Source organism: Cohnella hashimotonis, assembly GCF_030014955.1.
Lineage (GTDB): Bacteria > Bacillota > Bacilli > Paenibacillales > Paenibacillaceae > Cohnella > Cohnella hashimotonis.
In genome coordinates, this window is sequence record NZ_JAGRPV010000001.1 from 1,614,045 (window position 1) to 1,639,181 (window position 25,137).

Annotated in this window: 24 protein-coding genes; 15 read left to right on the forward strand and 9 right to left on the reverse strand. The window is 57.0% G+C overall.

Going from position 1 to position 25,137, the window contains the following annotated elements; genetic code table 11:
• Positions 1-127 precede the first annotated feature (127 nt).
• From KB449_RS06190 to KB449_RS06215, 6 genes are all read left to right on the forward strand, one after another.
• The gene (locus KB449_RS06190) at positions 128-916 is read left to right on the forward strand and encodes an SDR family NAD(P)-dependent oxidoreductase (RefSeq protein WP_282907543.1); all 789 of its coding nucleotides are present in this window, start codon (positions 128-130) and stop codon (positions 914-916) included.
• A 275-nt stretch (positions 917-1,191) separates the two neighbouring features.
• Entirely contained in the window at positions 1,192-2,172 is a 981-nt protein-coding gene (locus tag KB449_RS06195; protein WP_282907544.1) for an SDR family oxidoreductase, read from the forward strand.
• A 484-nt stretch (positions 2,173-2,656) separates the two neighbouring features.
• Positions 2,657-3,151 carry a hypothetical protein gene (locus KB449_RS06200; RefSeq protein ID WP_282907545.1) on the forward strand — a complete coding sequence of 165 codons (495 nt, stop codon included), beginning with the start codon at positions 2,657-2,659 and terminating at the stop codon, positions 3,149-3,151.
• A gap of 1 nt (position 3,152) precedes the next feature.
• Entirely contained in the window at positions 3,153-3,806 is a 654-nt protein-coding gene (locus tag KB449_RS06205; RefSeq protein ID WP_282907546.1) for a PspA/IM30 family protein, read from the forward strand.
• Between the two features lie 205 nt (positions 3,807-4,011).
• On the forward strand, positions 4,012-4,854 hold the full coding sequence (locus tag KB449_RS06210; RefSeq protein WP_282907547.1) for an amidohydrolase family protein: 843 nt from the start codon (positions 4,012-4,014) through the stop codon (positions 4,852-4,854).
• A 59-nt stretch (positions 4,855-4,913) separates the two neighbouring features.
• Positions 4,914-5,999: a serine hydrolase domain-containing protein gene (locus KB449_RS06215; protein ID WP_282907548.1), complete on the forward strand. Its 1,086-nt coding sequence runs from the start codon at positions 4,914-4,916 to the stop codon at positions 5,997-5,999.
• Between the two features lie 53 nt (positions 6,000-6,052).
• Here KB449_RS06215 and KB449_RS06220 read toward each other — a convergent pair whose 3' ends face one another.
• Positions 6,053-7,300, reverse strand: a complete 1,248-nt coding sequence (locus tag KB449_RS06220) for a carbohydrate-binding protein (RefSeq protein ID WP_282907549.1) — start codon at positions 7,298-7,300, stop codon at positions 6,053-6,055.
• Between the two features lie 338 nt (positions 7,301-7,638).
• Between KB449_RS06220 and KB449_RS06225 the strand changes: the two genes are divergently transcribed.
• Positions 7,639-8,727 (forward strand): VanZ family protein, encoded by a 1,089-nt coding sequence (locus tag KB449_RS06225; RefSeq protein WP_282907550.1) that lies wholly within the window; start codon positions 7,639-7,641, stop codon positions 8,725-8,727.
• On the opposite strand, the gene KB449_RS06230 is transcribed toward KB449_RS06225, so the two are convergent.
• The 3 genes from KB449_RS06230 to KB449_RS06240 all read right to left on the reverse strand — a co-directional run bounded on the left by KB449_RS06230 (position 8,720) and on the right by KB449_RS06240 (position 11,583).
• A complete protein-coding gene (locus KB449_RS06230; RefSeq protein WP_282907551.1) occupies positions 8,720-9,187 on the reverse strand; it encodes a DUF4288 domain-containing protein in 468 nt (155 codons plus the stop codon). The genes KB449_RS06225 and KB449_RS06230 overlap by 8 nt on opposite strands.
• Before the next feature lie 218 nt (positions 9,188-9,405).
• Positions 9,406-9,957, reverse strand: a complete 552-nt coding sequence (locus KB449_RS06235) for a dihydrofolate reductase family protein (RefSeq protein ID WP_282907552.1) — start codon at positions 9,955-9,957, stop codon at positions 9,406-9,408.
• Between the two features lie 129 nt (positions 9,958-10,086).
• On the reverse strand, positions 10,087-11,583 hold the full coding sequence (locus KB449_RS06240) for a DHA2 family efflux MFS transporter permease subunit (protein ID WP_434082488.1): 1,497 nt from the start codon (positions 11,581-11,583) through the stop codon (positions 10,087-10,089).
• Positions 11,584-11,802: 219 nt separating this feature from the next.
• On the opposite strand from KB449_RS06240, the gene KB449_RS06245 reads away from it, so the two are divergent.
• Entirely contained in the window at positions 11,803-12,426 is a 624-nt protein-coding gene (locus tag KB449_RS06245) for a TetR/AcrR family transcriptional regulator (RefSeq protein ID WP_282907553.1), read from the forward strand.
• On the opposite strand, the gene KB449_RS06250 is transcribed toward KB449_RS06245, so the two are convergent.
• From KB449_RS06250 to KB449_RS06270, 5 genes are all read right to left on the reverse strand, one after another.
• Positions 12,420-13,427: a bifunctional glycosyltransferase family 2/GtrA family protein gene (locus tag KB449_RS06250; RefSeq protein WP_282907554.1), complete on the reverse strand. Its 1,008-nt coding sequence runs from the start codon at positions 13,425-13,427 to the stop codon at positions 12,420-12,422. The genes KB449_RS06245 and KB449_RS06250 overlap by 7 nt on opposite strands.
• Before the next feature lie 34 nt (positions 13,428-13,461).
• Entirely contained in the window at positions 13,462-14,502 is a 1,041-nt protein-coding gene (locus tag KB449_RS06255) for a phosphodiester glycosidase family protein (RefSeq protein WP_282907555.1), read from the reverse strand.
• Between the two features lie 415 nt (positions 14,503-14,917).
• Entirely contained in the window at positions 14,918-15,730 is an 813-nt protein-coding gene (locus KB449_RS06260) for an AraC family transcriptional regulator (protein WP_282907556.1), read from the reverse strand.
• Between the two features lie 70 nt (positions 15,731-15,800).
• Entirely contained in the window at positions 15,801-16,556 is a 756-nt protein-coding gene (locus KB449_RS06265) for a sugar phosphate isomerase/epimerase family protein (protein ID WP_282907557.1), read from the reverse strand.
• A gap of 124 nt (positions 16,557-16,680) precedes the next feature.
• Positions 16,681-17,577 (reverse strand): AraC family transcriptional regulator, encoded by an 897-nt coding sequence (locus KB449_RS06270; RefSeq protein WP_282907558.1) that lies wholly within the window; start codon positions 17,575-17,577, stop codon positions 16,681-16,683.
• Between the two features lie 156 nt (positions 17,578-17,733).
• Here KB449_RS06270 and KB449_RS06275 point away from each other — a divergent pair, with 156 nt between their 5' ends.
• From KB449_RS06275 to KB449_RS06305, 7 genes are all read left to right on the forward strand, one after another.
• Positions 17,734-18,579: a sugar phosphate isomerase/epimerase family protein gene (locus tag KB449_RS06275; protein ID WP_282907559.1), complete on the forward strand. Its 846-nt coding sequence runs from the start codon at positions 17,734-17,736 to the stop codon at positions 18,577-18,579.
• A 10-nt stretch (positions 18,580-18,589) separates the two neighbouring features.
• Positions 18,590-19,591, forward strand: a complete 1,002-nt coding sequence (locus KB449_RS06280) for a hydroxyacid dehydrogenase (protein WP_282907560.1) — start codon at positions 18,590-18,592, stop codon at positions 19,589-19,591.
• A gap of 201 nt (positions 19,592-19,792) precedes the next feature.
• Complete coding sequence (locus KB449_RS06285) at positions 19,793-20,377, forward strand: Gfo/Idh/MocA family protein (RefSeq protein ID WP_282907561.1); 585 nt, start codon at positions 19,793-19,795, stop codon at positions 20,375-20,377.
• A 238-nt stretch (positions 20,378-20,615) separates the two neighbouring features.
• Entirely contained in the window at positions 20,616-21,383 is a 768-nt protein-coding gene (locus KB449_RS06290) for a YhcN/YlaJ family sporulation lipoprotein (RefSeq protein ID WP_282907562.1), read from the forward strand.
• A gap of 201 nt (positions 21,384-21,584) precedes the next feature.
• Positions 21,585-21,809: a helix-turn-helix domain-containing protein gene (locus KB449_RS06295; RefSeq protein WP_271750335.1), complete on the forward strand. Its 225-nt coding sequence runs from the start codon at positions 21,585-21,587 to the stop codon at positions 21,807-21,809.
• Between the two features lie 193 nt (positions 21,810-22,002).
• The gene (locus tag KB449_RS06300) at positions 22,003-23,076 is read left to right on the forward strand and encodes a glycosyltransferase family 4 protein (protein WP_282907563.1); all 1,074 of its coding nucleotides are present in this window, start codon (positions 22,003-22,005) and stop codon (positions 23,074-23,076) included.
• 225 nt (positions 23,077-23,301) lie between these two features.
• The gene (locus KB449_RS06305; RefSeq protein ID WP_282907564.1) at positions 23,302-25,104 is read left to right on the forward strand and encodes an ABC transporter ATP-binding protein; all 1,803 of its coding nucleotides are present in this window, start codon (positions 23,302-23,304) and stop codon (positions 25,102-25,104) included.
• Positions 25,105-25,137 lie beyond the last annotated feature (33 nt).

The following is a 25,137-nucleotide window of genomic DNA, read 5'->3' on the forward strand; positions in this document are numbered from 1 at the left end:
GGGGCAGGAGCTTGGATATCTTTCCAATAGCTGCGAGGAAGGTCTTTCGAGCAAGTTAATTTTAAACTTTGGGTAAAATAGGGGGCGCGAAAATACAAGTCGCATTAACGAAAGGGTGACGTCCAACATGACGAACAAAAGGTTGGAAGGCATTCGGGCGCTCGTGACGGGAGCGTCCGGCGGTCTGGGCTATGCGATGACGGAAGCGCTGCTGGCGGAAGGGGCCAAGGTAGCGGTATCCTTTAGAGCGGGAGATAAGCTGGATCAAGCGGTTGCAGGCTTTAATGAAAAAGGATACGATGCGCACGCCCTGCCGCTTGACGTGCGATCCGAGCAGTCAGCAGAGGAAGCTGCACGTTGGGTCCGCCGCGAATGGGGCGGGCTCGATGTGCTGGTGAACAACGCCGGCATCGGAATGAAGACAGTAAATCCGCGCTTTCTCACCGAGCCTCAGCCTTTTTACCAGGTAACGCCCGAAGGCTTTCGGAATTTAATCGATACCAACGTGACGGGCTATTTCCTCGTCGCCCGCGCTTTTGCGCCTCTTATGATCGAGCAGGGCAAGGGGCGTATTATCAACATTTCAATGAACTATGAAACCATGAAAAGAAAAGGCTTCGTGCCTTACGGTCCGTCACGCGCGGCAACCGAATCGCTCTCTTATATCATGGCAGAAGACCTAAGGGAACACGGCGTGGCGGTCAATATGCTGCTTCCCGGCGGGGCGACGGTGACGGGGATGATTCCTGACGAACTGCGCAAGGAACTTGGCCCGCAGACACGTCTGCTCACGCCGGAAATTATGGCAGCACCCATTGTCTACCTCGCTTCACCGGACGCGGAGGGCGTGACGGGAGAACGGATCGTGGCAATCGAATTTGAGCAATGGTTGTTCAACCGGGACAATAAAGGATAACCAACGATGGAGGAGCACGATAATTTTAAATACTTGGATGAGCAGTTACAACATAAACATTCCAAGGAATAAGTGCAATAGGAGCCATTCCTGTAATGAAGCATCAAGGGTTGACGAAACTGTCGTCGTCCTGGAAGGGACGGCTCTGTTCCCGCATACGCGCTCAAGTAGCTGACATTCTCTCCCAAGTCGTTTCGTCATCTCGTTAAAGTTGAAATCCTGCGATGAGCGAGAAAACAGACGAACAAAATTTCTTTTGAGCGGGGGGGAGTCAAATGGCACAAGAATCTGATGAGCGCGAGTTGCAACAAATCAAACAATTGCAACAGATGTTTCTGGAGAAACTGATAACTCAACCTTATCCCATGTATCCGAATTACGGAAAAATCACACGTTATGAAGAAATCCCCATTAATTTACCTGAACAACGTCAACTTCGTCATCCTGGTGTAGAGGGATTAATGGTGCCGCTTCCAATCATTGAAAATCCGAATTACAAAGGGAGCGGTAAGTTAGCGGGTAAAGTTGCTCTTATTACGGGAGGGGATAGTGGCATTGGTGCGGCAGCAGCCATTGCCTTCGCAAAGGAAGGTGCTGACGTTGCCATTGCATACTTGGACGAACATGAAGATGCTAATCGAACAAAAGCAAGAATCGAAGAACTAGGGCAACGTTGCCTGTTGATGCAAGGAGACTTGCGAGATAAACAACAATGTATCGCCATTGTAGAGCAAACCGTAAAAACCTTCGGATGCCTGGACGTTTTATGTAACCATGTTGGCATCCAATTTCAACAACTAAGCCTTCTTGACATTACAGACGAACAATTCGACGACACCTTCAAAGTCAACATATACTCACATTTTTACACAACGAGAGCAGCGATTCCTTACTTAAAACCAGGCAGTTCCATTATCGGTACTTCTTCCGTCGTAACGTATGTAGGCGAGCAGCAAATGATCGATTATACAGCCACAAAAGGCGCAATTGTCGGTTGGACACGTGCTTTGGCTAAAAATGTTGTGAAACAAGGCATTCGAGTAAACGCCGTTGCTCCGGGTCGAATCTGGACGCCACTCATTGCAGCCAGCTTCTCGTCGGACCAAGTGGCTGTTTATGGCGCATCTAACCCCATGGAACGAGTGGCTCATCCATTTGAACTCGCACCGACGTATGTTTATCTAGCTTCTGACGATTCGCGTTTTGTTACAGGTCAAGTGCTGCATGTGGACGGTGGGGAATCCACGAATTCTTAATACAAGGAGGTCCTTGGATTGAGATATGAATTTAGTCCAGAAGTTAAGTTATTGCTTGTGAATCGTTCAACGGAAAAAGTGACTATGATCTATATTGAGGATTCATGGCAGATGCCTCGAATAGGACTTAGACCGCCTTATTATTGCTACCCAAATTATAAAATGAATTATCCAATCCTATAACCAGAGATTCGCTCGATGTGAGCGCCAGAAGCCCGTGTATCAGCTAAACTGACACGGGCTTTGCCGTTTGTAGAAATCTTCAGGAAATGGCTGTGCATTCGGTAGTACGCAGTATACAAAAGCCGCCAGCCTGATCGCGGACGAACCCCCGATTGTGCCGGATGACAAAAGTGATTAGAGCCACTTTAAGCGCATTTTCAGTACCCGTTCAACCAAGCATCAGTTGGCATTCACGCGGCATTCAGCCTGGGGGGCTATCCTTGTCTTACCGGAACAACCGGTGAGAGAAGGAGGTGAGAACGTGAAACGCGCTTCAATACTTAAGGGAATCGCCATCGGTTCGCTCGTCGTTTTGTTCATGATCCTCGTGGCCAAGCTGTTCGGGCTGCCCCATCACGAAGCGGTCGCCCATCCGCAGGCATGGGGCCATGGCTTCGGGCGGCGCGGCTGGCAGCCGCCTTCGACGGACGGACAAGCTGTCGCCGTCCTGCCAATCGTGACGGTCGTCCTGCGCGTCATCGTGCTGTTCTGCGGCGCCGTCGTGCTTTTCAAAGCGAAGGGTCTGCTAAGATGGGCGGGCGCCCTGATCGCCGCCGTCTCTCTGATGAGCCTGCTGACGCCGTTCTGGGGACTTGCGGTCGTCGCCCTCGTCATCTGGCTGACGTTCAGAATCAAGCGAAACGAAGCCTTCGAAGCCTCCGCTCAAGAGGCTGTACCGTCGCCGTATACGACCAGCATGAACCGCGGCCAATTTTTGGACGAGTGGGAACGCAGCCAATATAAGGAGGAACGATAAAATGGGAATTTTCTCGAGAATGAAGGATATCGCAATCGCAGACGTCAACCGGGTACTGGACCGCATCGAAGATCCGATCAGCATGGCCCGTCATTATATCAGGCAGTTTGAAGAGCAAATCGACCGCGCCCGAGGCGCGCTGGCTACCCAGCTCGCGGCCGAGCAGCAGTACGATCTGCTCGTGGCGCAGACGGGACAGCTCGTGGACAAGCGCGCGAGGCAGGCGGAGCTGGCCGTAGACCGCGGCCAGGACGATATCGCTGCGCTGGCCTTGCAGGAGAAGCTGCATCACGGCAAGCTGCTGCAGACCTACCTCGAGCAGCGGGATGTCATCCGCAATCAGACGGCGAATCTGCGCCGGGAGATCGAACGGCTGCAGGAGCTGCATCGCGAGCTGAACAATAAGCTTTCCTTCCTCATGGCCCGCGCCAATGCCGCGGCGGCGATCCGGGAAACGGTAAAAGCCGTTCCTTACGGCGATGCCGACAAAATTTCCAGGGAGTTCGGACGCATCGAACAAAAGGTCATGCGGTGGGAGGCGGGCGCCGAAGCGCATCTGTCCACGGGCCGTCCGTCGGTCAATCTGGCGGAATGGTCGGAGCGGGACGAGATCCAGTCGGAGCTCGAGAAATTGAAGGCCGCAAGGCAGGCGTAATTTTCAAATCGTCCTATCCCTCAAGCTGGTTCCGGCACTTGGCCGTGGCCGGCTTGTTTCTTATGATTTGGAGGTCGTTGTTTAAGGGCGTTATTTGCAGGCGGCATGGACAAGATTTTAGAGAAGTCATCGTAAAAATGAATTTTGTACATGGCGTAGGGTGCGAATACTGGACTATACTCTGACATAAGGAGGAGAGGACGCAATGAGAATCGATGCTCACCAGCACTATTGGTCGATCGCGCGGACGGACTACGGATGGCTGACGCCGGACAAAGGCATCTTGTATCGGGATTACGGGCCTGATGACCTTAAGCCGTTATTGGCCCGCTATGAATTCGATGCGACGATCGCCGTTCAGGCCGCCCCCTCGGTGGAGGAGACGCTTTATTTGCTAGGCTTGAGCGAGTCGGAGCCTACGCTGGCAGGCGTTGTAGGATGGCTGGACCTGACGGATCCGCGGATGGAACGGGAATTCGTCAAGCTGAGGGAACACTCGTCATTCGTCGGCATACGCCCGATGATCCAGGATCTTCCCGACGGCTGGATCCTGCAGGATGCGGTTGTGGAAAATATCCGGATGCTTTCGGAGGCCGATTTTCCGATCGACCTTCAAGCGCGTCCGCGTCATCTCACCGACCTGATCCGCCTGGCCGAGCGCGTGCCGAAGCTTCGCGCGGTCGTCGATCACCTGGCCAAGCCGGAAATCGATCGAAGCGCCTGGCTGCCCTGGAGCGAACATTTCGCCGAATTAGCCGGTCACGAAGGGATTTTTGCCAAAATATCCGGCTTTTCCGCAGAGCCCGGACGTGAGTGGAAGTTGAAGGAGGCCCGGCCTTATGTCCGCCACGCTCTGGAAGCGTTCGGTCCGGACCGGGTCATGTACGGAAGCGATTGGCCGGTTTGCCTGGAGTCTTCCACCTACGATGCGGTTTTGCAAGCGACGATCGATTTCGTACCCGATAGTTGGACCGAAGAAAATCTCGACTTTTTATTCGGCAAGAACGCCGAGAAGTTTTATAAGTTAACCTTGAATCCCGGCAAGTGACGCGACGAACGAGGGGCAAGCGCATGCGGCAATGATTCCGGTCCTAAGGAGTTGGAGAAATGGCAGACATACAACGTGCGATGCAAGATCTTTTGGAACGAAAGGTCGAGGAGGGAAACGAGCGGGGCCTTCAGCTTGCCGTGTATTATCAGGGCGAGCTCATCGTCGACGCTTATGCCGGAATTGCCGACCAAGCAAGCGGGAGAGCGGTTGATGGGAGTACGCTTTTCCCGGTTTTCTCGACAACCAAAGGTGTCGTTGCAACCGTAATCCATTTGCTGGCAGAACGTGGACGATTACAATACGATACGAAAATCGCGGATATTTGGCCCGAATTCGGCGTGAACGGCAAATCGGATGCGACAATCGGGCATGCGCTTTACCATACGACAGGAATCCCGCACATGCCGACGGGGATCGGTATTGCGGATGTGGGCGATTGGGATAAGATGTGCGAGGAGATCGCAAGGCTGACTCCCCAATGGCCCCCGGGCGAACGTATGGAATACCATGCGATTACATATGGCTGGATATTAGGCGAGGTTGCGCGCCGGGTAGACGGGCGTCCGTTTTCGCAGATACTCAAGGAAGATATTAGCGTGCCCCTCGGCATTACGGACATGTACGTGGGCTTGCCGGAGGGAATGGAACATCGGGTGGCCGTTCTCGAGGAGCCTGGTTACGTTCAGCCAACCGAAGAAGCGGATTCTCTGCAGGCCATCCCCGCCTGGATCTGTCCGCTGCATGCGTGGATGAATACGCCGGCAGCCAGACGGGCATGCGTACCGGCCAGCAACGGCATCATGTCGGCCCGGGCGGCGGCCAGGCATTATGCCGCGCTGCTTCCCGGCGGGATCGACGGCGTCCAGCTGTTGCCGGATTCGCGTATGAAGGTCGCGACAGCGCCGCTAAGACTGAAGGACAATGTTCCGTTGCCCAGAGGAATGGGATATGGACTCGGGAAAGAGGGCGATATCATGGGCGACCGTCTTGTGATATTCGGGCATGGCGGGTATGGCGGCTCTATTGCGTTCGCCGATCCGGAGTTGGGGCTTGCCGTCGGTTTTACGAAAAATTTGTATTCCCCAAACGATGCCGGCTCGTCTATCATGGAGGAATTGAGAAGAAGAGTAGCCGGATTGTGAAGTCAAACAAGAGGTGACGGGAAACCCGCCTCCTCTTGCTCAACCTCAAACGATCAATACAGCTGCGTGATCTTCCACCAGTTGATATCGAAGCCGCCCGTGACGGCATAGAGGCCGAACTGGTAAGTGCCGGCCGTTATCTGCACGACGTGCGAGACGGTCCGGTAGCTGGAGAAGCTGCCGGTATTCGGCACATTGATTTCGCCCAGCACGGTCGCGCCGGAATTAATGTCGAGCGAAATCTTGCCGTTGTTGTTCGGCGTCGCCACGCGATATTCCACGAGATAGGTGCCGGTCCGCGGAATTTGCACGTTGCTGAACGCGATCCAATCTTGGCTGTCGATGCCGCCGACGTTTTGTCCGCCCCCGGTATCCGGCGTCGTCTCCTTCATGACGCCGCTCATCGACGTGTAGTCCTCCGCCTGGAACGTGCGCGTGAAGCAGTCCCCCGTACTGAGCTCGCAGATGTCCGCACGGTTCGTGGATACCTTCAGGTCGTCGTACCAAACGTACGAGTCGTTCGCGGGCGCGAACGACGACGTAGCGCCGCCGAAGAACGAGGAGAAGTACGCTTTGTCCACCAGATCCGTATTCCGCACGAACCGAAGACCGGTAATGTTGGCCGCCGATACGCCGTTGTACCAGATCTGGATCTCGCCGTCCGGGTTGGCGTTGCCGTTCGTCACCGTGTTCACCTTCAGCCGCTGGACGATGTTCACCCACGTGCCCTTTGGATAGTAGATGTCGGAGCCGTTAGGATTTTTCAGCACCGCGTAGTCTCCATACTGCCCCGCATCGTCCATATGATAGTAGTAAATGGCGGCTTGGCCGCCGCTGCGCCAGATCATGCGCGAGGTGAAGCCGTTGTAGCCCGTGCATGGAATTCCGCCCGAACATGCACCGCCTCCAGCTAACCCAAGCCCTAGCTTCCCCGCGAACTCGGTCGTTCCCCAACTGTAATCGCTGCTGAAGCGAACCCAGTAAGACAAATAGTACTCTCTTCCCGGCGTCACCTCGAACGGCGCCTGGGCGCCTGAATTGGGCGGATCGATCTGACCTTGCGGATAAAAGACGCGCAGCGACTGGCCGCCGGAATGGTTGAAGTTGTAGCCGTCAATCCAGGTGCGCGTGCTCATGCCGTTGTCCCAAGGCGCGTTCCATCCGTCGAGCGCCCACTGGCTCAGCGTATAGGCGCTGCCTCTGGCCGGACGCTCGAACGTATTGATCTTGGGCGCGGCGAAGGCGGCGCCTGCATCCGTCAGCAGTAGCAGCAGTACGATCAGCGATACTAATTTTTTCATCGTATCCCTCCTCGATTTGTTAACGCTTCCAAATTTGCCGTCACATCCGATCCGTTCTGGTTCGCCGGGGCTCCATCCGCCACCCCCTTATTCGCGCAAGTCGCCGGCTTATGTTTCTTTTCCAAGCTCTTCGTACCGTTTGGCGCAGAAATAACGTAACATGCGGGATATCCGGGGCGAAATTGGCATGTATGCTGAATATTCTCATTGCTTAAACAAGCAAGCCCCGACGCGCGCATGAATGATTTCGATTCTTTGCAATCGACCTGAAGCGGGGGCGCTCGAATCCGGAATGCGGTATAGTTAAGCCTGAAAATGTAAATGGCAGGTGTTCGCTGATGATCGGCTCTTATTTGTTTCCCATTTCCTATGCTTTCTTAAGTTTTCCGATTGCGGCCGCGATCTTTACCGTTCCGTTCCTGGTCGTGCAGTACCGGCGCCATGGCTATGTCCACAAATGGCGGGCGTTGATCCTGTACCTGCTGCTGCTGTACCTGCTGAACGCCGTGTTTTTAATCTTGCTGCCGCTGCCGTCGTCGATCCACAATGCGCCGCCGGATGCGGGCTCGTACTTCCAATGGATTCCGTTTCACTTCCTGACCGATATCGTTAGGGAAACGGGTGTCTCGCTCGATCGTCCGTCGACGTATCCGCATCTGCTGATCGAGCGGGCGGTGCTCCAGGTGGCCTTTAACGTGCTGCTGACGATTCCGTTCGGGCTGTTCCTCCGCTATTATTTGAGAGCTCACTGGGTTCGCTGCTTGCTGTTGTCCTTCGGCTTGTCCTTATTGTTCGAGACGACGCAGGTGACGGGCATCTTCGGCATCTACGATTATCCGTACAGGCTGTTCGATGTCGACGATCTGATGACCAATACGGCCGGGGGAATGGTCGGATATGTATTGGCGCAATGGTTCGCAAGCCTCCTGCCCCGAATCGACCGGCTGGACGCGGGAGTCGACCTATCGCTGAAGCGGGTGAGCTACACCCGAAGAGCGATCGCCGCCGGAATCGATTGGTGCTTGCTGCTGCCGGTTTGCGCCGTTTTGGGGATGCTTCGCTTACCGATCCTTTACGTCTTCGGCTTCATCGTCATCGTTTATTTTATCGTCATTCCTTATGCGACGAACGGCCGGACGGCCGGCAAATGGGTCGTGCGCATCCGCGTGCGCGGAAAAGGGGAGCGCGTATCGCTGCGGGAGCTGATCGTGCGGTACGGCTTGTTGTATCTGCTGGCCGGCGGCATCAACCTGACCTATCCGATCGTGGCCGTCCGCGACTTTTCGCCGCTCGTCCTCATCCCTTACGCCGTCGGACTGTTCGCGATGGACGTCTGGCTCGGCATCCATGGGATCCGCTGCGTCTTGAGCCGTCGGCGCATGCCGTTCCACGATAAGTGGAGCGGTACGCGACAGGTCGTCAGTTAGGGGAATGCGGCTTTGAATTGAAAAGGCTATTTCTCAAAATAAAGTTGTGATCGACGACATGTTCGTGCACCATCTCCGGATAATAGTGAGCGATGACCGTCTCGTTGGGGACATCTTTGGGTACGCGCAAAGCTCGCGAATACAGCTCCGTGCCTGATTGCAGATTTTCATCAAATAAGATGAAACAATCTAAAGACCGGACGAAAATCCATTCGACCGTTTCGCCATATGGATTTTCATAATCCATTTCATTCTGCTTGGCTTTCTTTTCGGCGATAGTATAAGCGTGGTCGGGCGACTGCGCATTTACGAGGAGAATGCTTTCTTCGAATGACTTATGCGTGTTGGAATAGTTTTCGTCTATCGTTGCAGGATCAGGATGGCCGGTTATGACGGCTTCGTACAATACCTTTACCGCGTACCATCCCCAGGTTGATTTTCTGTTTTTTTGATTTTTCATGGGATCGACTCCTTACGAGATGCCTGGAAAAACCGAATATTCTAGCGTATTCTAGTTACTACCCGCTTTAAATGCCTCAAAAAAACGATCTTGGGTATCACGTGAATGGCGTGGACGGGCGAGTGGAGTCCGTGCATATGAAAATAGCGCATTTCTGCGCTATTGTTAAGCATCCTATAATTGAAGGGCGGTCGAGTGGAGTCCGGGCATGCAAGCGATCAACGAACAGGCGTGTAGCTGAGCGCCATGACGCCGGAGTCGAAGCGTTTGGTATCGATCAGTATCAGATTGAGTCGGTCGCGAATGCCACCCAACAACCGGGGGCCATGTCCGGCAACGATGGGCTGTACCAGGAAGTGATACTCATCTACCAAGCCTAGCTGCGCCAGGGTCGAACCGAGGCCCGGACCGCCGTTAACGAGCAGCGTTTTCCCTTCCGCCAGAAGCTTCGGCACTTCCTCGGAAACGGGTCCTTTCAACAAAAAGGAGTTGTGCCACGACACGTGATCCAGCGTCCTCGAGAAGACGTACTTGGGTTTTTGATCGAGCTTGCGTGCGAAGTCGACCAGGAATGGAGGTCCTTTGCCGCTGCTGGCGATGGCTGGCCAGGCACTTTCCATCAGTTGGTAAGTTTCTCGTCCGAACAGCCCGCCATCGGTCCGGTCCATCAGATCCTCCGAGTACTGGTGAAGTTCCTCATCCGCAATCGCCTGTCTGTGGTCGCAGCAACCGTCCAACGTCACATTCATTTGCAGAATTACGCGTCCCATATGCATGCAGCCTCCTTTATGTATGCATTCTATCATTAGAAATGCGTGGCGGTTTCTTATCGATTGCTATTGTGCAAAAGCCGGCTCCGCATGTGCGGATCCGGCTTCTTTGGCAATCTCGGCAGGCGATTATGCTTCCTGAACTTTGACTTCCGTCCGCGCTGACAGGTCCTTGACCTCGTGCGGATGATCCTTGCGTTTGATGAAAAAGGAGAGCAGCAGGCCGACAACGCCGATTGCGACGATAACGAGGTACGCATCGTTGATGCCCTGGATCATCGCTTCCATCGACATATGCGCCTGGTCGGTGCCGCCGGCGGCAGCCATCTCCGTGTAGTGCGTCTTGGTGCGGTCCGTCATCACGGTGACCAACAGCGAGGTGCCGATGGCGCCTGCAACCTGCTTGATCGTATTCGAGATCGCCGTGCCGTGGGCGCCGAGCCGCGGCGGCAGCTGGTTGAGACCCGCCGTCGTGATCGGCATCAGGAACATCGCCATGCCGATACGTCGGCCCGTCGACATGAGCACCAGGTACGTATAACTGGTCGAGTCGGTCAAGTTCATAAAGCCGATCGTCGTGCCGATCGTGATGGCCATGCCGATGACGGACAGCCACTTCGCGCCGAAGCGGTCGAACAGCTTGCCTGTGATCGGCATCATGAAGCCCATCAGGAGCGAACCGGGGAGCATCAGCAGGCCGGACTCCAGCGCGGTGTAACCCCGTGCGTTCTGCAAATACAGCGGCAGCAGCATCATGTCCGCGTACATCATCATCGTGACGGCGATGTTGATGATGGTCGTGAGCGTGAACATGTCGTACCTGAAAGCGCGAAGATCGAGCAGCGGATTGTCGGACGCCAGTTGACGCCAAGTAAAGAGAACTAAGGCGACGACGCCCGCGATCAAATACGTGATGACCTCGGTGCTCGACCATCCCAGGCTGCCTGCCCGGCTAAAACCGAATAGCACGGCGCCAAAGCCGATCGTGGACAGAAGCACGCTGACGATATCGATTTTCGGGAACGACCGCTCCGACACGTTGCGAAGATAGATAAAGCCCAAAATGATGACGAGTACGACAAACGGCAGCATGCCGTAGAACATCGTTTCCCAAGGGAAGTTCTCGAGGACGTACCCGGCAAGCGTCGGTCCGATCGCAGGCGCGAAGATGATGGCGAAACCGACCATGCCCATTGCCGCGCCGCGTTTGTTGGGCGGGAACAGAGTCAGAATGACGTTCATCAGCAGCGGCATAATAATACCGGCACCGGCCGCTTGTATGAGGCGTCCGGTCAGCAGCACCGGGAAGCCGGTTGCGACAGCCGACACGATCGTACCTGCCAGGAAAATAATCATGGAAGCCTGGAACAGCTCCCGGGTCGTGAACCGCTGCATTAAAAAGGCCGTAATCGGAATCAGCACGCCATTGACCAGCATATATCCGGTCGTCAGCCATTGCGCCGTCGTGGCCGAAATTCCGAAGTCAGTCATCAGTTCCGGCGTAGCGACGCTCATGATCGTCTGATTCAAGGTCGCAAGGAATGCCCCCAGAATCATGATGAACAGGATCGGCCCCTTTTTAAGCGAACCGCCCTCACCAACCAAGGTTTTACTCAACTGCCTCATCCCTCTCAAGTCCGCGGTGGACTAAATTTACACAGTGTAATATAATTAACACGGCATAAATTAGATTTTAACCGGATCTGCGAGCTTTGCAATCGACAGTAATCGATGGATTGTAAATTATCTCGCATGGAAACGGAATCTCGTCGTTTAGTTTCGATATGATAGACAAAACGAAGAGGAACTGTAGTCCAGCCAGCGGAATTCGATTGGAGGGTTACTATGAGTCAGGCCACGCCGCGCACCGATCCCCGTATCGTTCGCACGCGCCGCATGCTGCGCGATGCATTAGTCGAACTGCTGGAGGAGATGGACGTCGAGAAAATCTCGGTGAACCGACTGGCAGAGCGCGCTACGATCAACCGGGTGACGTTCTACCTGCATTACCGGGACATCCCGGACATGATGGAAAAGATGGCGGACGAGATGATCGAGGACCTGCGCGCGATCCTGCAATCGCCCGCAGCCCGGCAAAGTCCCGCCCAACAGGCCGAAGGCTGGCCGCTGATGGTCAATCTGCTGGAGCATATCGCCGAGAACTTCCGGTTTTACAAGGTCATTTTGACGACCAGGCGGACGACGGTTTTTACGGAGAAATTTTTAAGGCTGCTGACCGATATGGTCGTGGAGCGAATCGACAGCCCGGAGGGGGAAGCGAACCTTGCCGCCCTGGGCATCCAGCGGGATGTCGTCGTCTGGTACGGCTCCTCGGCATTGATCGGCACGATTATCTCATGGCTGCGCAACGACATGCCCTACACGCCGCTATATTTGGCCAAGCAGTTCATGCTGATGAGGCGTCAGCACGAGAAGCCTCCGGTATTGCCGAGAGCGACCGATCAGTAGACGTATCTCCGCTGCCACCAGTAGCTGAACAGAAACAGCAAACCTTCGGTCAGCAGCTTGGAGGCAAAGAGCGGGAAGCCGATCGTCTCGTGGAGCGAATAAAGCAGCGCATAATTGAAGATCAGAATAATGACGGCCAATGCATAGTAGCGGGGGAGAGAGCGTCGGACACCCGTACGCTTGCCGCCGAACACGAATTTGCGGTTCATCGCATAATTAAAGGCGGAGCTGAAAATGCGGGCGCCGACGACGGCGACCAGCAGGTTGGACGTTATCCATTGCAGCAGGAACAGCAGGGTGAAGTCGAGCGCAGCCGACAGAACGGACGATGCGCCGAACTTGAGAAACGGAAAGTAAATGCGTGCCGAGTCGGCGAGCGGACGGAAATGCGAGGACTTGTTGTCGTCGAGGTAGACGGTGTCGATCGGCACCTCGACGGTCGCGTATCCCGCCGGCTTGGAGGCGAGCAGCATGTTCATCTCGTACTCGAACCGCTCCCCGGGCACGCGGCAGAGCCAATCGAGCATATCGGTCGAATATCCGCGCAGACCGGTCTGCGTGTCCTGAATGGGCGCACCCGTCGCAAAAGCGTATATCAATCGGGTGGCCGAGTTGCCGAAGCGGCTGCGCAGCGGCACTTTGCCGGTGAAGCGACGGCTGCCGAGTACGATATGGCGCCGGTGCGTGCGAACCTTTTGCGCGATTCGCATAATATCGTGGGGCAGATGCTGCCCGTCGCTGTCCGCGCATACGACGCCTTCCGTGTCGCCCGTGCGCTTAATAAAGTCGAAGCCGGTTTTTAACGCCTTGCCCTTGCCTTTGTTATCTTCATGCGTCAAAACGGTGCATCCGGCCTCCCGCGCCGATTGGAAAATGCCGTTGTATTTGTCCCCGCTGCCGTCGTCCACGATCAAGATCGGCGTATCGGTTACCTTTTTCAAGTCGTGAATCAGACCCAGCAGCCGCTCGTCGGGTTCGTAAGAAGGAATTAAAATCGTCATAGCCATGCCTCCTCGGCGAGATTGTCGTCAGCCCTTATTCGGGAAGAAAGATGATGTCGCTTACGCCCCGTTCCTTTTCCTTGCCTTGCGGATTGTTCACGACCTTGCCGTTGAAATACATCGTAGAGGAGCCGCCGCCGTCCAGGTTGTAAGCCTCGGTCGCGCCGAGCTCGGCGAACAGGTCCGCAAATTCATTCAGCGTCATGCCTCTGCTGTCCGACGAGCGTCCGTCCACGACGACGAATACATAGTGGTTGGGCGCGATCATGCCGATGCCCGTCCGCGGATTTGCCCCGTCGATCGTGCGGTTGCCGAAGTTGGTGTCGATCTTGACGTTGTCGAAGTTGTCGACGGCGACGCCATTCTGGACGAGCGTCGGGCCGAACGAGAAGGTGTTGGTCACGCCGTCGGCCAGCAGGGAGGCGGAAGTCTCTTCCTCCTCGTCATAGGACTTCATCGATCCGTCCGAGAGCAGGGCCAGCCCTTCGCGCGCCGGTTCGTCCCGGTAGAGCGTGCCGTTACGAATGACGACGCCGTCGTTGCGGAAGCCGTAGTAATCGCCGTTAATCGCGAATACGGCGCCGTGGTTGGCCGCGATGGTGGACGTGTTTTGCGTGATATTCGTGCCGAAGGCGTCTTTGGCGAACGCCGTTTGGATGCTCGTGCCGTTTTTGAGGATCACGTCCGCGACATAGTAGGTGATCAGGTCGTCGCCCGAGCCCTTTTGCACCTTTTGGATGCTGATTTTTTCGTTGTCGCTCTCGTAGTTCCAGTCGTCGGACTGAACGCTGCCGGTCGAGGCTGTCGTCGAGTCGGACGCTGAGCCAGTCGTCGACGTTGATGACGAGGCTGCCGCAGAACCGTTTGTTGAGGCGTCCGGGGTCGTCCCCGCGGTAGAGCCGGCCGACAGATTGGATACGTTCGACGAAGTCTGCGCGCTCGCAACCCGGACCTCCACGTGCTCGATCAAGTACCGGTCGGCGAGCTTATACGTGACGGTTCCGAGCGTCGCGAGGACCAGGACGACGGATGCAATGATTTTGGTTTTTCGCTTCAGGCGTTTAATGGCGACCACTCCCTGTCGGTATGAAGAGGATGTATGCTGTACGGGATTCATTATCGCGGAGGGAACTGAATCGACCTTGAACGCAGGCTGAAGGAAGGGTGAGCCGAAGCTGACCGATTGCTGAAAGTGTGAATAGGGGCGAATTGCAGCTTGAGCTGCGGATGCGAGAGGGGCTATTCGCCGGGCGGAAGGGGAAATTCGGGGAGAGGGCGTGAAGGTACCGGGAAGGTACCGGGAAGGGGGCGAGAGGTGATAGGAGGAAGCAGTCAGAGGTTCTAAAGGTACCGTCTTTTACCGTGTAACTCGGCCACTCATGGCCCTCGCCGGGGCCGTAACACGGTTTTTCCGTGTAACTCGGTCGCTGCCGCGAATGCCAAAAAAGCCCCCTCTCGGCCGATTGCCGAGAAAGGGCGCACATGGATGCTCAAGTCGTCGGTAAGCTCGCGCGCTTCTGCTGCTCCTCCCGGTATTGGCGGGGGGACAGTCCGTAGCGCATGCGGAATTGCCGATGGAAGTAGGTGTAGCTGTTGAAGCCGCAGGACGCCGCGACGGCATCGAGCGACATGGACGTGTGCCGGATGCGCTCGCAGGCGGTCGCGAGACGGACTTCGATCGCGTAACTCATGATCGATTGGTTGAAGCAGCGCTTGAACAGCGACACGGTGCGGGATACGCTGACCCCGGCGTGTCTCGCGATCTGCTCGAGCGTCAGCGCCTCGGCCGCGTGCTGGTCGATGAAACGCTTGATGCTGTAAGCGACATAAGCGGGAGTAGAGGCCTTTTCCGTACCGGCCGTCTCGTACAGCCGCTGCAGCGACAGGCAGAAGGCGCGCAGCAGGTAATCGGTCAGCTCGTCTCTCGCGTTGCCGGACCGGAGCGTTTCCCGCTCGAGCCGGCTCCATAACTTCAGCAGCTCGTCGTCGAGCGGGACGGCGGTTTTTCTCGGCGGGTCGAAGCGCGCCCACCATTCATCGATCCATGTGCCCGTGCAGATGACGTAATAATCGATGCTGTTGTCCCTCAGGATCAGCTCGTACGGATCGCCGGGCCTGAATAGGAGCAGGTCGCCGGGAAAAATTTCGGAGAATTCGCCGTCGATCAGCGCCTCGCAGCTGCCGCTCGTTTGCAGCCGAATTACGTATGTATATAACTGCTGTACAGGATTGCGGGACCGCCTCTTGTGATGCGCCATGCCGACGTAAAGCGGATCGGCGCGCAGCTGCTGATCGTTCGACATGGCGGTTCTCCCTCCTCCGACTCGGGCATTGCGGCTTCGCAGGCTCCCCGCCGCAAGCATTCGTTCGTCGTTAATAACCGCGCTCGCGAAGCCACTCCCTGCTGACGCGAACGCTCTCGAGCGCCGGACCCGCGCAGTCGTCCTGCTCCACGATGAGCCATTCGGTGCCGGCCGCTTCGGACGCCGCCAGCACGGCGGGCAGATCCATGTCGCCGCGCCCGAGCTCCACCGTCTCGACTTCGCCGGCCGGGGATTTGCGCATATCCTTCAGATGGATAAGCGGCACGCGTCCCGCGTATTTCCGAATATATGCAACCGGATCGCATCCACCGTGCGCGACCCAGCATACGTCGAGCTCGCTCTTCATGAAGCCGGGCGAGACGCGGCCGAAGAACGCGTCGAACCACCGCTCGTCCTCGTACGTCTCCGTAAATTCGATCCAATGGTTGTGGAAGCCGAACGTAATCCCCTGCTCCGCGAAGCGCGTGCCGCAAGCTTCAAAAAAAGCCGCCGCTTCCGGCAGAGGCATTCGCTCCGATGCGGTGATCCCCGGGCAGACGGCGAAGCGGTTGCCAAGAGCAGCGCTCATGGCAAGCTCCTCGTCCAGGTGATGGCGCAGCCGGTTCACGTTCACGTGCGTGCTGACCGTCTTCAGCGACAGCCCATCCATCAACTCGCGCAGCCGCTCCGGGTCATATCCGTAATAGCCCGCGAATTCGACGCCCTCGTAGCCTAGCTCGGCCACCCGCCGCAGCGTTTGCTCGAAGTCCCGCTCCAGCTCGTCCCTTAACGTATACAATTGCAATCCGACCTTCATTTTCGTCATCGTCCGCATCCTCCGATTTCGCTGCTCGCTTAAGCTTTGTTTCTATTATAGAAGCAGCAGATCGGCGCGAACATAAAGGATGTCATTAGAACATGAACGATCTGACTGCCGCAGGCGATCGGGATCAGGCCTGATGCTTGCGATAATCGCCCGGCGTGAGCCCGGTGTGCTTTTTAAAGGTGCGGTTGAAATGGCTGATATGATTGTAGCCCGCGCGCGTCGCGATCTCGGTCACGCTGAGGTCCGTGCCCAGCAGCAGCTCCATGGCCGCCTGGATGCGGAGCGCGGACAGCAGCTCGATGTACGATTTGCCCTTGACCAGCTTCAGCAGGTTGCTGAAGTAAGACGGCGCCATAAGCGCCCTGGCCGCCATATCCTCCAGATGAAGGTCCTCGTCGTAGTGCGACTCCATATAGGCGATCGTTTCGAAAAAAGCTTTGCGGTGGTAAGCGACCTGCTGCCGCTCGCGGGGGCTCTCGGCGCCGGAATATCGTTTGTACTGCCGGCAGGTCAGCACGAGCAGCTTGAGCAGCTCGGCCCGGATCGCGAGCCGATAGCCTTCCTCTTTTTCCTCCCACTCGGCCGCGATGACGTCCAGCAAGCTTTCGACGACGGCCTGCGCGGGCAGCGTCAGCGTCATCTTGGGCATCAGGTCGGCCTCGGCGATAAGCGGGCGGATGAAGGCGAAGTCGACGAATGTCTCGATGCTTGCCAGGTCCCGCAGGCTCTCATGGATCGCATGAGGCATGAAGTCGACCTGGTACATGACGAAGTCCATCCCTTCGCGCCGCTCAAGCCGATGCTCCTGAAAGGGCGGAATCGAAAAAAGGTCGCCTTTGGCCAGCACGTGGCACTGTCCGCCCGCCCAATGAAGGCAGCTGCCGGAGCGCATATAGCAAAGCTGCAGATGCTCGTGCGCGTGCAAAACGTCGTTCATCGTCCGGGGCCGCCGAATCTCGATCTTAAAGGGAAACGCGTCGTCCAGCATCTCTTTGGAGCCGTAAATCGGATAATCGGGCATAGGACCTCCGCTGCGTCTCGTTCTATTCCTATCATCGTACACGGATTCTCGGAAATGTTCAAAAGAAGCGCGGAAAAAGGGAGGCGATCCCCCTGAAAGCCCTGCCATAATCATCATGTCCGGTTGCGAGAGACGAAAACGAAAGTGAGGTGCGGCATGAATCGATTGGCATTCAGCACGCTCCCTTGCGAGGGCCTGACATTGGACCAGATGCTGGAGCTGGCCGTCCGCTGGGGCTTCGGCGGGATGGAGCTCAGGGAGGGCGCGTCATGGGGCGTATCCACGGACATGACGGCCGAGGCGCGCAAGTCGGCATTCCGCAGCTTTGAACGGGCCGGCGTCCGGGCGACCGACATCGCCTCTGGCGTTTGTCTTACCGGTCTTGACAGCGATGAGGCGCAGCTCGAAAACTTGCGGCGCTCGGTCAGGCTGGCGCATGACCTGCAGGCGGGTGGCGTACGGATTTTCCTCGGCTACTTCACCGAACGAAGGGACCAGATTATGCCGGCCATCCCCTACGGGGCGCTTGTCGCGCATATCGCGGCCGCCTGCGACGATGCGGTGCCGCTCGGCGTGCCGATCTGGATCGAGACGCACAACGAGTTCGCGACCGGCCGCTCGCTCCGCAAGCTGCTGGACGATGTGGGGCGCGACAACTGCGCGGTCATCTACGATATCATCCACCCGCTCGAAGAGGGCGAGCAGCCGGAGGAGACGGTGGCGCTGCTGGGTGCGCAGTGCGCCCACGTCCATATGAAGGACGGCGTCCCGTTCGAGGATCCGATGCGGAGCAGCTGGAAGTACACGCGGATCGGAGAGGGCCGGGTTCCGGTCGTTTCTATCGTAGAAACGCTGGAGCGCGCGGGCTATTCGGGCAGCTACTCCCTGGAGTGGGAGACCAAATGGCGGCCCGAGCTGCAGGCGCCGGGCATGGAGCCCGAGACGATTTTTCCCGCCTATGCGGCGAAGATGCGCGATATTTTAGACCAACTTGGGAAATGAGGGACGCAATATGAAAACATTGGTTACGATTGCGGATCTTGGACTGCTGGAGCTGTTCTGGCGGCCCGCGGTCCGCGACAAGCTGGCAAGCTTTTCCGAAGCCGACTTCGTCGAGCCGGGGCAGCCGTTCGACACTGCGGCGCTGGCCGAGCGGATCGGCGATTACGACGCCTGCATCACGTCGTGGGGATCGCCGTTTTTCTCGCCGGACGCGCTCGCGTCCGCCGGCAAGCTGAAGTTCATCGGCCATGGCGCCGGCAGCGTCGCCTCGATCGTCGGCGACGACGTGTTCGATACGCCGATCGTCGTGACGAGCGCCAACACGGTGCTCGGACGTTCGACCGCCGAGCTCGCCGTATCGCTCATCCTGGCAGGCGCCTGGAATCACGCCGGCTACGCCGCCAGGCTGAAGCGCGGACAGTGGAGCAACAACAACCGCGAATCCGTGCTCGGCGTGACGAGCAGAACCGTCGGCATCGTCGGCTACGGCGAGATCTCGAAGCAGGTCATCGCCATGCTGAAGCCGTTCGACGTCCGGCTGCTTATCCATTCGGGCTATTGCCCGCCGGAGGAGGCGGCCGCGCTGGGCGCGGAGCTCGTGGGCTTGAACGAGCTGTTCGAGCGCAGCGATATCGTCTCGCTGCACAATACGTGGACGCCGCGGACAGAGGGCATGATCGGCGCGGAGCAGCTCACGCGCCTGCGCGACGGAGCGCTGTTCGTCAACACGGCGCGCGGCCCGATCGTGCAGGAGCAGGCGCTGGCGGACGAGCTGCAAGGCGGGCGCATATTCGCGGCGCTCGACGTATACGCGTCGGAGCCGCTGCCGCGGGAGCACGAATGGCTCTCGATGGACAACGTGCTCTGCCTGCCGCATATCGGCGGCTTCCACGGCCTCCTGAAGCGCGATCTGTGCGATTTTATCGTCGACGAGCTGCATCGGTTCACGAAGGGCGAGACGCCGATCGGCACCGTCACCCGCGAGCATTTCCGCCGGTTGACGCCGAGATAACGATCCCGAAGGCAAAGCGCGTCCGAATAACCAAGACCCAACAGAATAAGCGGGATGCCGCGGCTTAGATTCCGGAAGCCGAGGCATCCCGCTTTTTGGCGTTCTTTTCAAAATATCAGAATTGACTGCTTGCCTAACAAATTTGACCATCCTTTTGGCGGAGATCTTTAAAATAAAAGAAACAAAAGGAGGATGGAAGAGATGAACATCGGTTTAATCGGGTGCGGCGCAATGGGAAGCGTTTATGCCGATCGTTTGGCATGGATGAATGGGGTACGGGTGACCGCAGTCTGCCATCCCGAGCGGGCTAAGGCAGCGCGTTTAGCTGAGTTGCTGCATGCCGGCGTCCACGAGTCCTACGGCGAGATGATCGCGCGTCCGGATCTGGATATCGTCTGCGTGACTTTGCCGACTTATTTGCATAAGGAATACGTGCTGCAGGCGCTGAACGCCGGAAAACACGTGATTTGCGAAAAACCGCTTGCGCTTACAGAAGCCGATTGTTTGGAACTCATAGAGGCAAGCCGAAAGAATAAGGTCAGGTTGTGCGTCGCGCATGTGGTCCGATTTTTTCCGGAATATAGAGATGCCCGAACGCTCATGCGCGCTGGGAAGGCGGGATCGGTCGCGTCCGTGCGTGCGGCAAGAGCTAGCCTAATGCCGACGGAGAACAGTTGGTTTTTGGATAAGCGCAAAAAGTTGACCGCCGGACACAAGAAAATCCGGTTTACCAAAGGCGCGAATTCAGCGGAAATCGACTATTTGGATGTCATGCTTAAGCCTTGAAGCGAAAAAAGCAGTCTGTCTCCATTAGAGGGCAGGCTGCTTTTTGTTGCGCCTCATCGGGGAAACTTTTTTTAAAGCTCATCCCAGCCATTCCGCCGAGACCGACGATATGCTCGCAAGTTGCCTTAACGGGTGGAAAAAACGCATAGCGCCTCATCGCGTTGGTGATGCTAACGATTGGCGCAACACTTTCAATTCCAAACATTCCAAGCATGGAGACAAAGGGGAGTCGGATCTGATGTGGCAAAGGGCAATGGCGGCCGCGCTCGTATTGACGACGTCGCTGACGATGGCAGGATGCGCGAGCAAGCAGGGCGACGTCGGCAATTCGAACATCAAGCCTCAGAGTATCAATGACCGGTTCTCCGACGACGGTCGCAACGAAATGAACCGCATGCACGGCACGCAGCGAATGAACAACAATGTGGTCGGCCTTCACGGCAACAGCCACCTGGAGATGGACCAGAAGATCGCGGATAAACTCGCCGCGCGGTCCGACGTACAATCGGCTTACGTCGTCCGCTCCGATCGCAATGCCTACGTCGCGATCATGTCCGAAGGACATGGAGACCATGAGCTCTCGAGCACGCTGAAGGGCGAGATCGCCGACGAAGTCAAAACAATGTCGCCGGCCACGGACCACGTGTACGTGTCGTCCAATCCCGAATGGGGCGACCGGATGCGCGGCTACGCCGAGCAAGTGCGGCAAGGGCACCCGATCCAAGGGCTCCTGACCGAGTTTAACGCGATCGTGAACCGGATCTTCCCGACGGCCGAAGACGGACACCGCAATGCCGGCTATGAGGGAACGGCAGGCAATGCCGGAGACAACGGCCTCCATGGTAACGGTGCTTATAGTGGCGGCATCCATGGCAGCAGCCTTCAAGGCAACGGCACCCACAGCGGTGGTGTCCACGGCAGCGGCGTAACCGGGGGCGCAAACGGCGGCCCGGCATTTGGCACGAACGCCCGTCACCCGCATATGAACAACGTTTCCCGGCCGTAGCATTCAACCGAAATATAAACATGAAACAGCCTGTCGCGAAGCGTGCGACAGGCTGTTTGCATGGACTTCAATCGTTTCCCGCAGTGTTGCGCCCAATTTACGCACTCACCGCACCAGCCAATGGTACGCTTCATATGATAGATCGACTGTACCCTTCACCCTGCAAGCATCTGAATCCCGGGCAAGGAGGGGTGACATACGTTGAGAAGCAGCGACCACAAGAACAAATTCCTTCTTACCAATCGGGAACGCGAAGTGTTCGAGCTATTGGTACAGGACAAGACGACCCGTGACATTGCCCAACAGCTGTTCATTAGCGAGAAGACGGTTCGAAATCATATTTCGAACGTCATGCAAAAGCTGAACGTCAAGGGTCGTTCGCAAGCGGTCGTTGAGCTGATTAAGCTCGGGGAATTGAAAATCTGATCCGGAGCGATCCGGACGCGGACCGGCCTTCTTTTCACCGCTTTAGGCGGAGGAAAGAAGGTTTTTGGTTTGCGAAAAAACGGGGAAGGGTGCTAATTTCACTTGACCCCGCACCGGTCCATACGGTTTAGCCTCCAACCGAATACGTTAAGAAAGAAGGATATTCGCGATCTGAACGGGGGGGCCGGTGCGTTTGAGGCTTCTATTCGCCTATTATTTGCCGAGCGGCGGCATGGAGACGTTAAACCGCTTGAGGGCCGAGCATCTCCGCCGCCATGGCGTCGATTGCCACCTTTTGTATTTTTGGAGCGGCGAAGGACTGGGCAACAACACGACGGGCATCCCGACAATCATTACGAACGACGATTCCGAAATCAAGCATCTGATAATTAACGGCGGCTACGACGCGATTTTCGTTTCCACCGACGCGCTGACGCTTGCGCGCTTCCGCCGATTGGGGTTCGCAAAGCCGCTCATATACGAAACGCAGGGTCTCGGCTCCAAGGAGCAGGCGCGCGAGACGCTGCTCGGGGCCGCGCCGTTTATTCGCAGCTTCGCGAGCGCCGTCCTCTATCCGCGGACCTCGCATTTGCACGAGCTGTTCCAGGGCATGTTCAGCGACATTGCCCAGTTTTCCTTCGACAACCTGCTCGACACGGAGCGGTTCGGATACCATCCGGTCCCGATTCATCCGCACCCGATCATCGGCTGGATCGGCCGGATCGAGCCCAACAAAAATTGGCGGGCGTATCTGCAAATCGGCGCGGAGCTGCTCCGACGGGGACACGACGTGCATCTGTGGATGTTCGAGGATCCGACGCTGAACCAGCCGGACGATGAAGCCGCGTTCAAGGGCCAGCTCGCCGCGCTCGGGCTCTCGGATCGCGTCGTACGCCACTATAACGTCCCGAACCTTGTCATGTCCGACTATTTGTCCATCATCGGCGATTCGGGCGGCTTTCTCGCGTCGACCTCCATTGCCGAAGGATTCGGATATGCGGTCGGTGAAGCATTGCTATGCCGTTGTCCCGTCGTCGCGGCGGATTCCGACGGCGTCAGGGCGTTCATCGAGCATAGCCTGACCGGTTTACTGTATCCGCAGCACGGCATCGGCATCGCCGCCGACCTGGGCGAAGCCCTGCTCCTCGACGGCGCGTTCCGAGAGCAGATGAGAACGATCGGCAGGCACTACGTGACGCAGCGGTTCGCGCCTTCCTTGTACGTGAACAATTTGCTGCTCATGCTGAGGGCGCTTGGCATCGGCTAAGCGCTCTTCTTGTCGATTTTTGAGGGAAATCGCTTCAATTCCGCATAATCGCGCGCAATCCTGGGGTTGCTGCGGCATTACGGCGACTTATCCCGTCAATTGCGCGCTAAGCTCTCGTTTTTATCGTTTTGTTCAGGTTTACATATCGTTCCGAATGCTTGAGAATGAGGAAGTTAATCAATCTGTGAACACGCGTTAACAGCTTGTTCTAAAGGAGTGTTCGCGATGAATACCGCCGCGGTCCCGAAGTCGGAGCCGACCTCGTACGGACTGGAGCATCTATTCGAAAACGAAGCGTTGACGGATCGGCGCCCTTCGAGAATTTTGTATCTACTATATAAAGACCACTGGATCAAGCTGTTATGGTCGGCCTTTTATTTTCTGATCAAGCACTCGCCGGTCTATGTGCTCCCGATCATCACCGCCAACCTGATCAACATGGCAACCAAGCCGGATAAATACAGCACGAGCTCGTTATGGTGGAATATCGGCATTCTGTTCGTCGTTATCGTACAAAACGTACCTACTCAGGTGCTCCATATCAGCTATATGAGCAAGGCCATCCGCTACGTCGAAGCCAGCCTGCGAAGCACGCTCGTCCGCAAGCTGCAGCGGCTGTCGATGTCCGCGCACGGCGAGCTGGCCGCGGGCAGGCTGCAGTCGAAGGTGCTTCGCGACGTCGAAGCGATCGAGTTTTTGTCGCGGCAGATGATGCTGTCGGTGCTGCCCGCGATCGTCAGCGTCGTCGTGGCGGTCGTCATCACGGCGGGGAAGAGCTGGACGGTCATGCTGTTCTTCCTGCTGACGATTCCGGCGGGCGTCGCGATGGTGACGTTTTTCCGCAAAAAAATACAGCGCACGAACAGCGACTTCCGCAAGCAGATCGAGTCGATGTCGGGTCAGGTGTCGGAAATGGTCGGCATGATGCCGGTCACGCGGGCGCACGGCCTGCAGGAGACGGAGATCAACAAAATCGACAGTACGCTTAGCAAGCTGCGCACCAAAGGGTACAAGCTCGACATCGTGGAAGCCTACTTCGGCTCGGCCGCCTGGGTAACGTTCCAGACGTTCCAGGTGCTGTGTCTGGCGTTCACCGTGCTGCTCGCGTTCCGCGGAGAAATCCCGGTCGGCGACATCGTGCTGTATCAGTCGTACTTCGCCATGATTCTCGGCGCGATCACGCAGCTGATCAACATTTACCCCAACATTGCCAAGGGCTTCGAATCGATCTATTCCGTCACGGAGATTCTGCTCTCGCAGGACACGGAGGAGTATCGCGGCCATCGCAAGCTGGAAGAAGTCAGAGGCGAATTCGATTTCCGAAACGTAAACTTTGGCTACCCCAACTCGGATCGGCACGTGCTAAATGGCTTTGATCTGCAGGTCAAGGCCGGCGAATGCATCGCGCTCGTCGGCGCCTCGGGCGCCGGCAAGTCGACGGTGCTCAACCTGGCGATCGGCTTCAGCAGGCCGACGTTCGGCGAAGTCGCGATCGACGGCGTGCCGATGGACGAGCTCGACATGACGTCCTACCGGTCCCGGATCGCGGTCGTCCATCAGAGCACGGTGCTGTTCTCCGGGACGATACGCGAGAACATCACGTACGGGCTCCCCTCGGTCAGCGAGGAGCGGCTCGACGAAGTTATCCGGATGACCTATTTGCAGGATGTAATCGCGCAGCTGCCGCAGGGCCTCGACACCGCGGTCGGCGAGCATGGCGGCAAGCTGTCGGGCGGCCAGCGTCAGCGGATCGCCATCGCGCGCGCGCTCGTGCGCGATCCGAAGATCATCCTCCTGGACGAGGCGACCTCCGCGCTCGACAATGAATCCGAGTACTACGTGCAGCAGGCGATGCAGAAGCTGATTCAAAATCGCACGACGTTTATCGTGGCGCACCGATTGTCCACGATCCGGGACGCCGACCGCATCGTTGTCATGAAGCGCGGACAGGTGGCAGAGATCGGCACCTACGACGAGCTGATGGCAAAGGGCGGCGAATTTTACCAGTTGAAGCAGCTTCAGGCGTGATGGAGCGGCTGCAGGCTGTCGTGGTCTTCCTGA

What these genes read in the sequence shown, in the direction of transcription:
- KB449_RS06190 (WP_282907543.1), top strand. Translation starts at nt 128, where the DNA reads ATGACGAACAAAAGGTTGGAAGGCATTCGGGCGCTCGTGACGGGAGCG.
- KB449_RS06195 (WP_282907544.1), top strand. Translation starts at nt 1,192, where the DNA reads ATGGCACAAGAATCTGATGAGCGCGAGTTGCAACAAATCAAACAATTG.
- KB449_RS06205 (WP_282907546.1), top strand. Translation starts at nt 3,153, where the DNA reads ATGGGAATTTTCTCGAGAATGAAGGATATCGCAATCGCAGACGTCAAC.
- KB449_RS06210 (WP_282907547.1), top strand. Translation starts at nt 4,012, where the DNA reads ATGAGAATCGATGCTCACCAGCACTATTGGTCGATCGCGCGGACGGAC.
- KB449_RS06215 (WP_282907548.1), top strand. Translation starts at nt 4,914, where the DNA reads ATGGCAGACATACAACGTGCGATGCAAGATCTTTTGGAACGAAAGGTC.
- KB449_RS06220 (WP_282907549.1), bottom strand. Translation starts at nt 7,300, where the DNA reads ATGAAAAAATTAGTATCGCTGATCGTACTGCTGCTACTGCTGACGGAT.
- KB449_RS06225 (WP_282907550.1), top strand. Translation starts at nt 7,639, where the DNA reads ATGATCGGCTCTTATTTGTTTCCCATTTCCTATGCTTTCTTAAGTTTT.
- KB449_RS06230 (WP_282907551.1), bottom strand. Translation starts at nt 9,187, where the DNA reads ATGAAAAATCAAAAAAACAGAAAATCAACCTGGGGATGGTACGCGGTA.
- KB449_RS06235 (WP_282907552.1), bottom strand. Translation starts at nt 9,957, where the DNA reads ATGGGACGCGTAATTCTGCAAATGAATGTGACGTTGGACGGTTGCTGC.
- KB449_RS06240 (WP_434082488.1), bottom strand. Translation starts at nt 11,583, where the DNA reads ATGAGGCAGTTGAGTAAAACCTTGGTTGGTGAGGGCGGTTCGCTTAAA.
- KB449_RS06245 (WP_282907553.1), top strand. Translation starts at nt 11,803, where the DNA reads ATGAGTCAGGCCACGCCGCGCACCGATCCCCGTATCGTTCGCACGCGC.
- KB449_RS06250 (WP_282907554.1), bottom strand. Translation starts at nt 13,427, where the DNA reads ATGACGATTTTAATTCCTTCTTACGAACCCGACGAGCGGCTGCTGGGT.
- KB449_RS06260 (WP_282907556.1), bottom strand. Translation starts at nt 15,730, where the DNA reads ATGTCGAACGATCAGCAGCTGCGCGCCGATCCGCTTTACGTCGGCATG.
- KB449_RS06265 (WP_282907557.1), bottom strand. Translation starts at nt 16,556, where the DNA reads ATGACGAAAATGAAGGTCGGATTGCAATTGTATACGTTAAGGGACGAG.
- KB449_RS06270 (WP_282907558.1), bottom strand. Translation starts at nt 17,577, where the DNA reads ATGCCCGATTATCCGATTTACGGCTCCAAAGAGATGCTGGACGACGCG.
- KB449_RS06275 (WP_282907559.1), top strand. Translation starts at nt 17,734, where the DNA reads ATGAATCGATTGGCATTCAGCACGCTCCCTTGCGAGGGCCTGACATTG.
- KB449_RS06280 (WP_282907560.1), top strand. Translation starts at nt 18,590, where the DNA reads ATGAAAACATTGGTTACGATTGCGGATCTTGGACTGCTGGAGCTGTTC.
- KB449_RS06285 (WP_282907561.1), top strand. Translation starts at nt 19,793, where the DNA reads ATGAACATCGGTTTAATCGGGTGCGGCGCAATGGGAAGCGTTTATGCC.
- KB449_RS06290 (WP_282907562.1), top strand. Translation starts at nt 20,616, where the DNA reads ATGTGGCAAAGGGCAATGGCGGCCGCGCTCGTATTGACGACGTCGCTG.
- KB449_RS06305 (WP_282907564.1), top strand. Translation starts at nt 23,302, where the DNA reads ATGAATACCGCCGCGGTCCCGAAGTCGGAGCCGACCTCGTACGGACTG.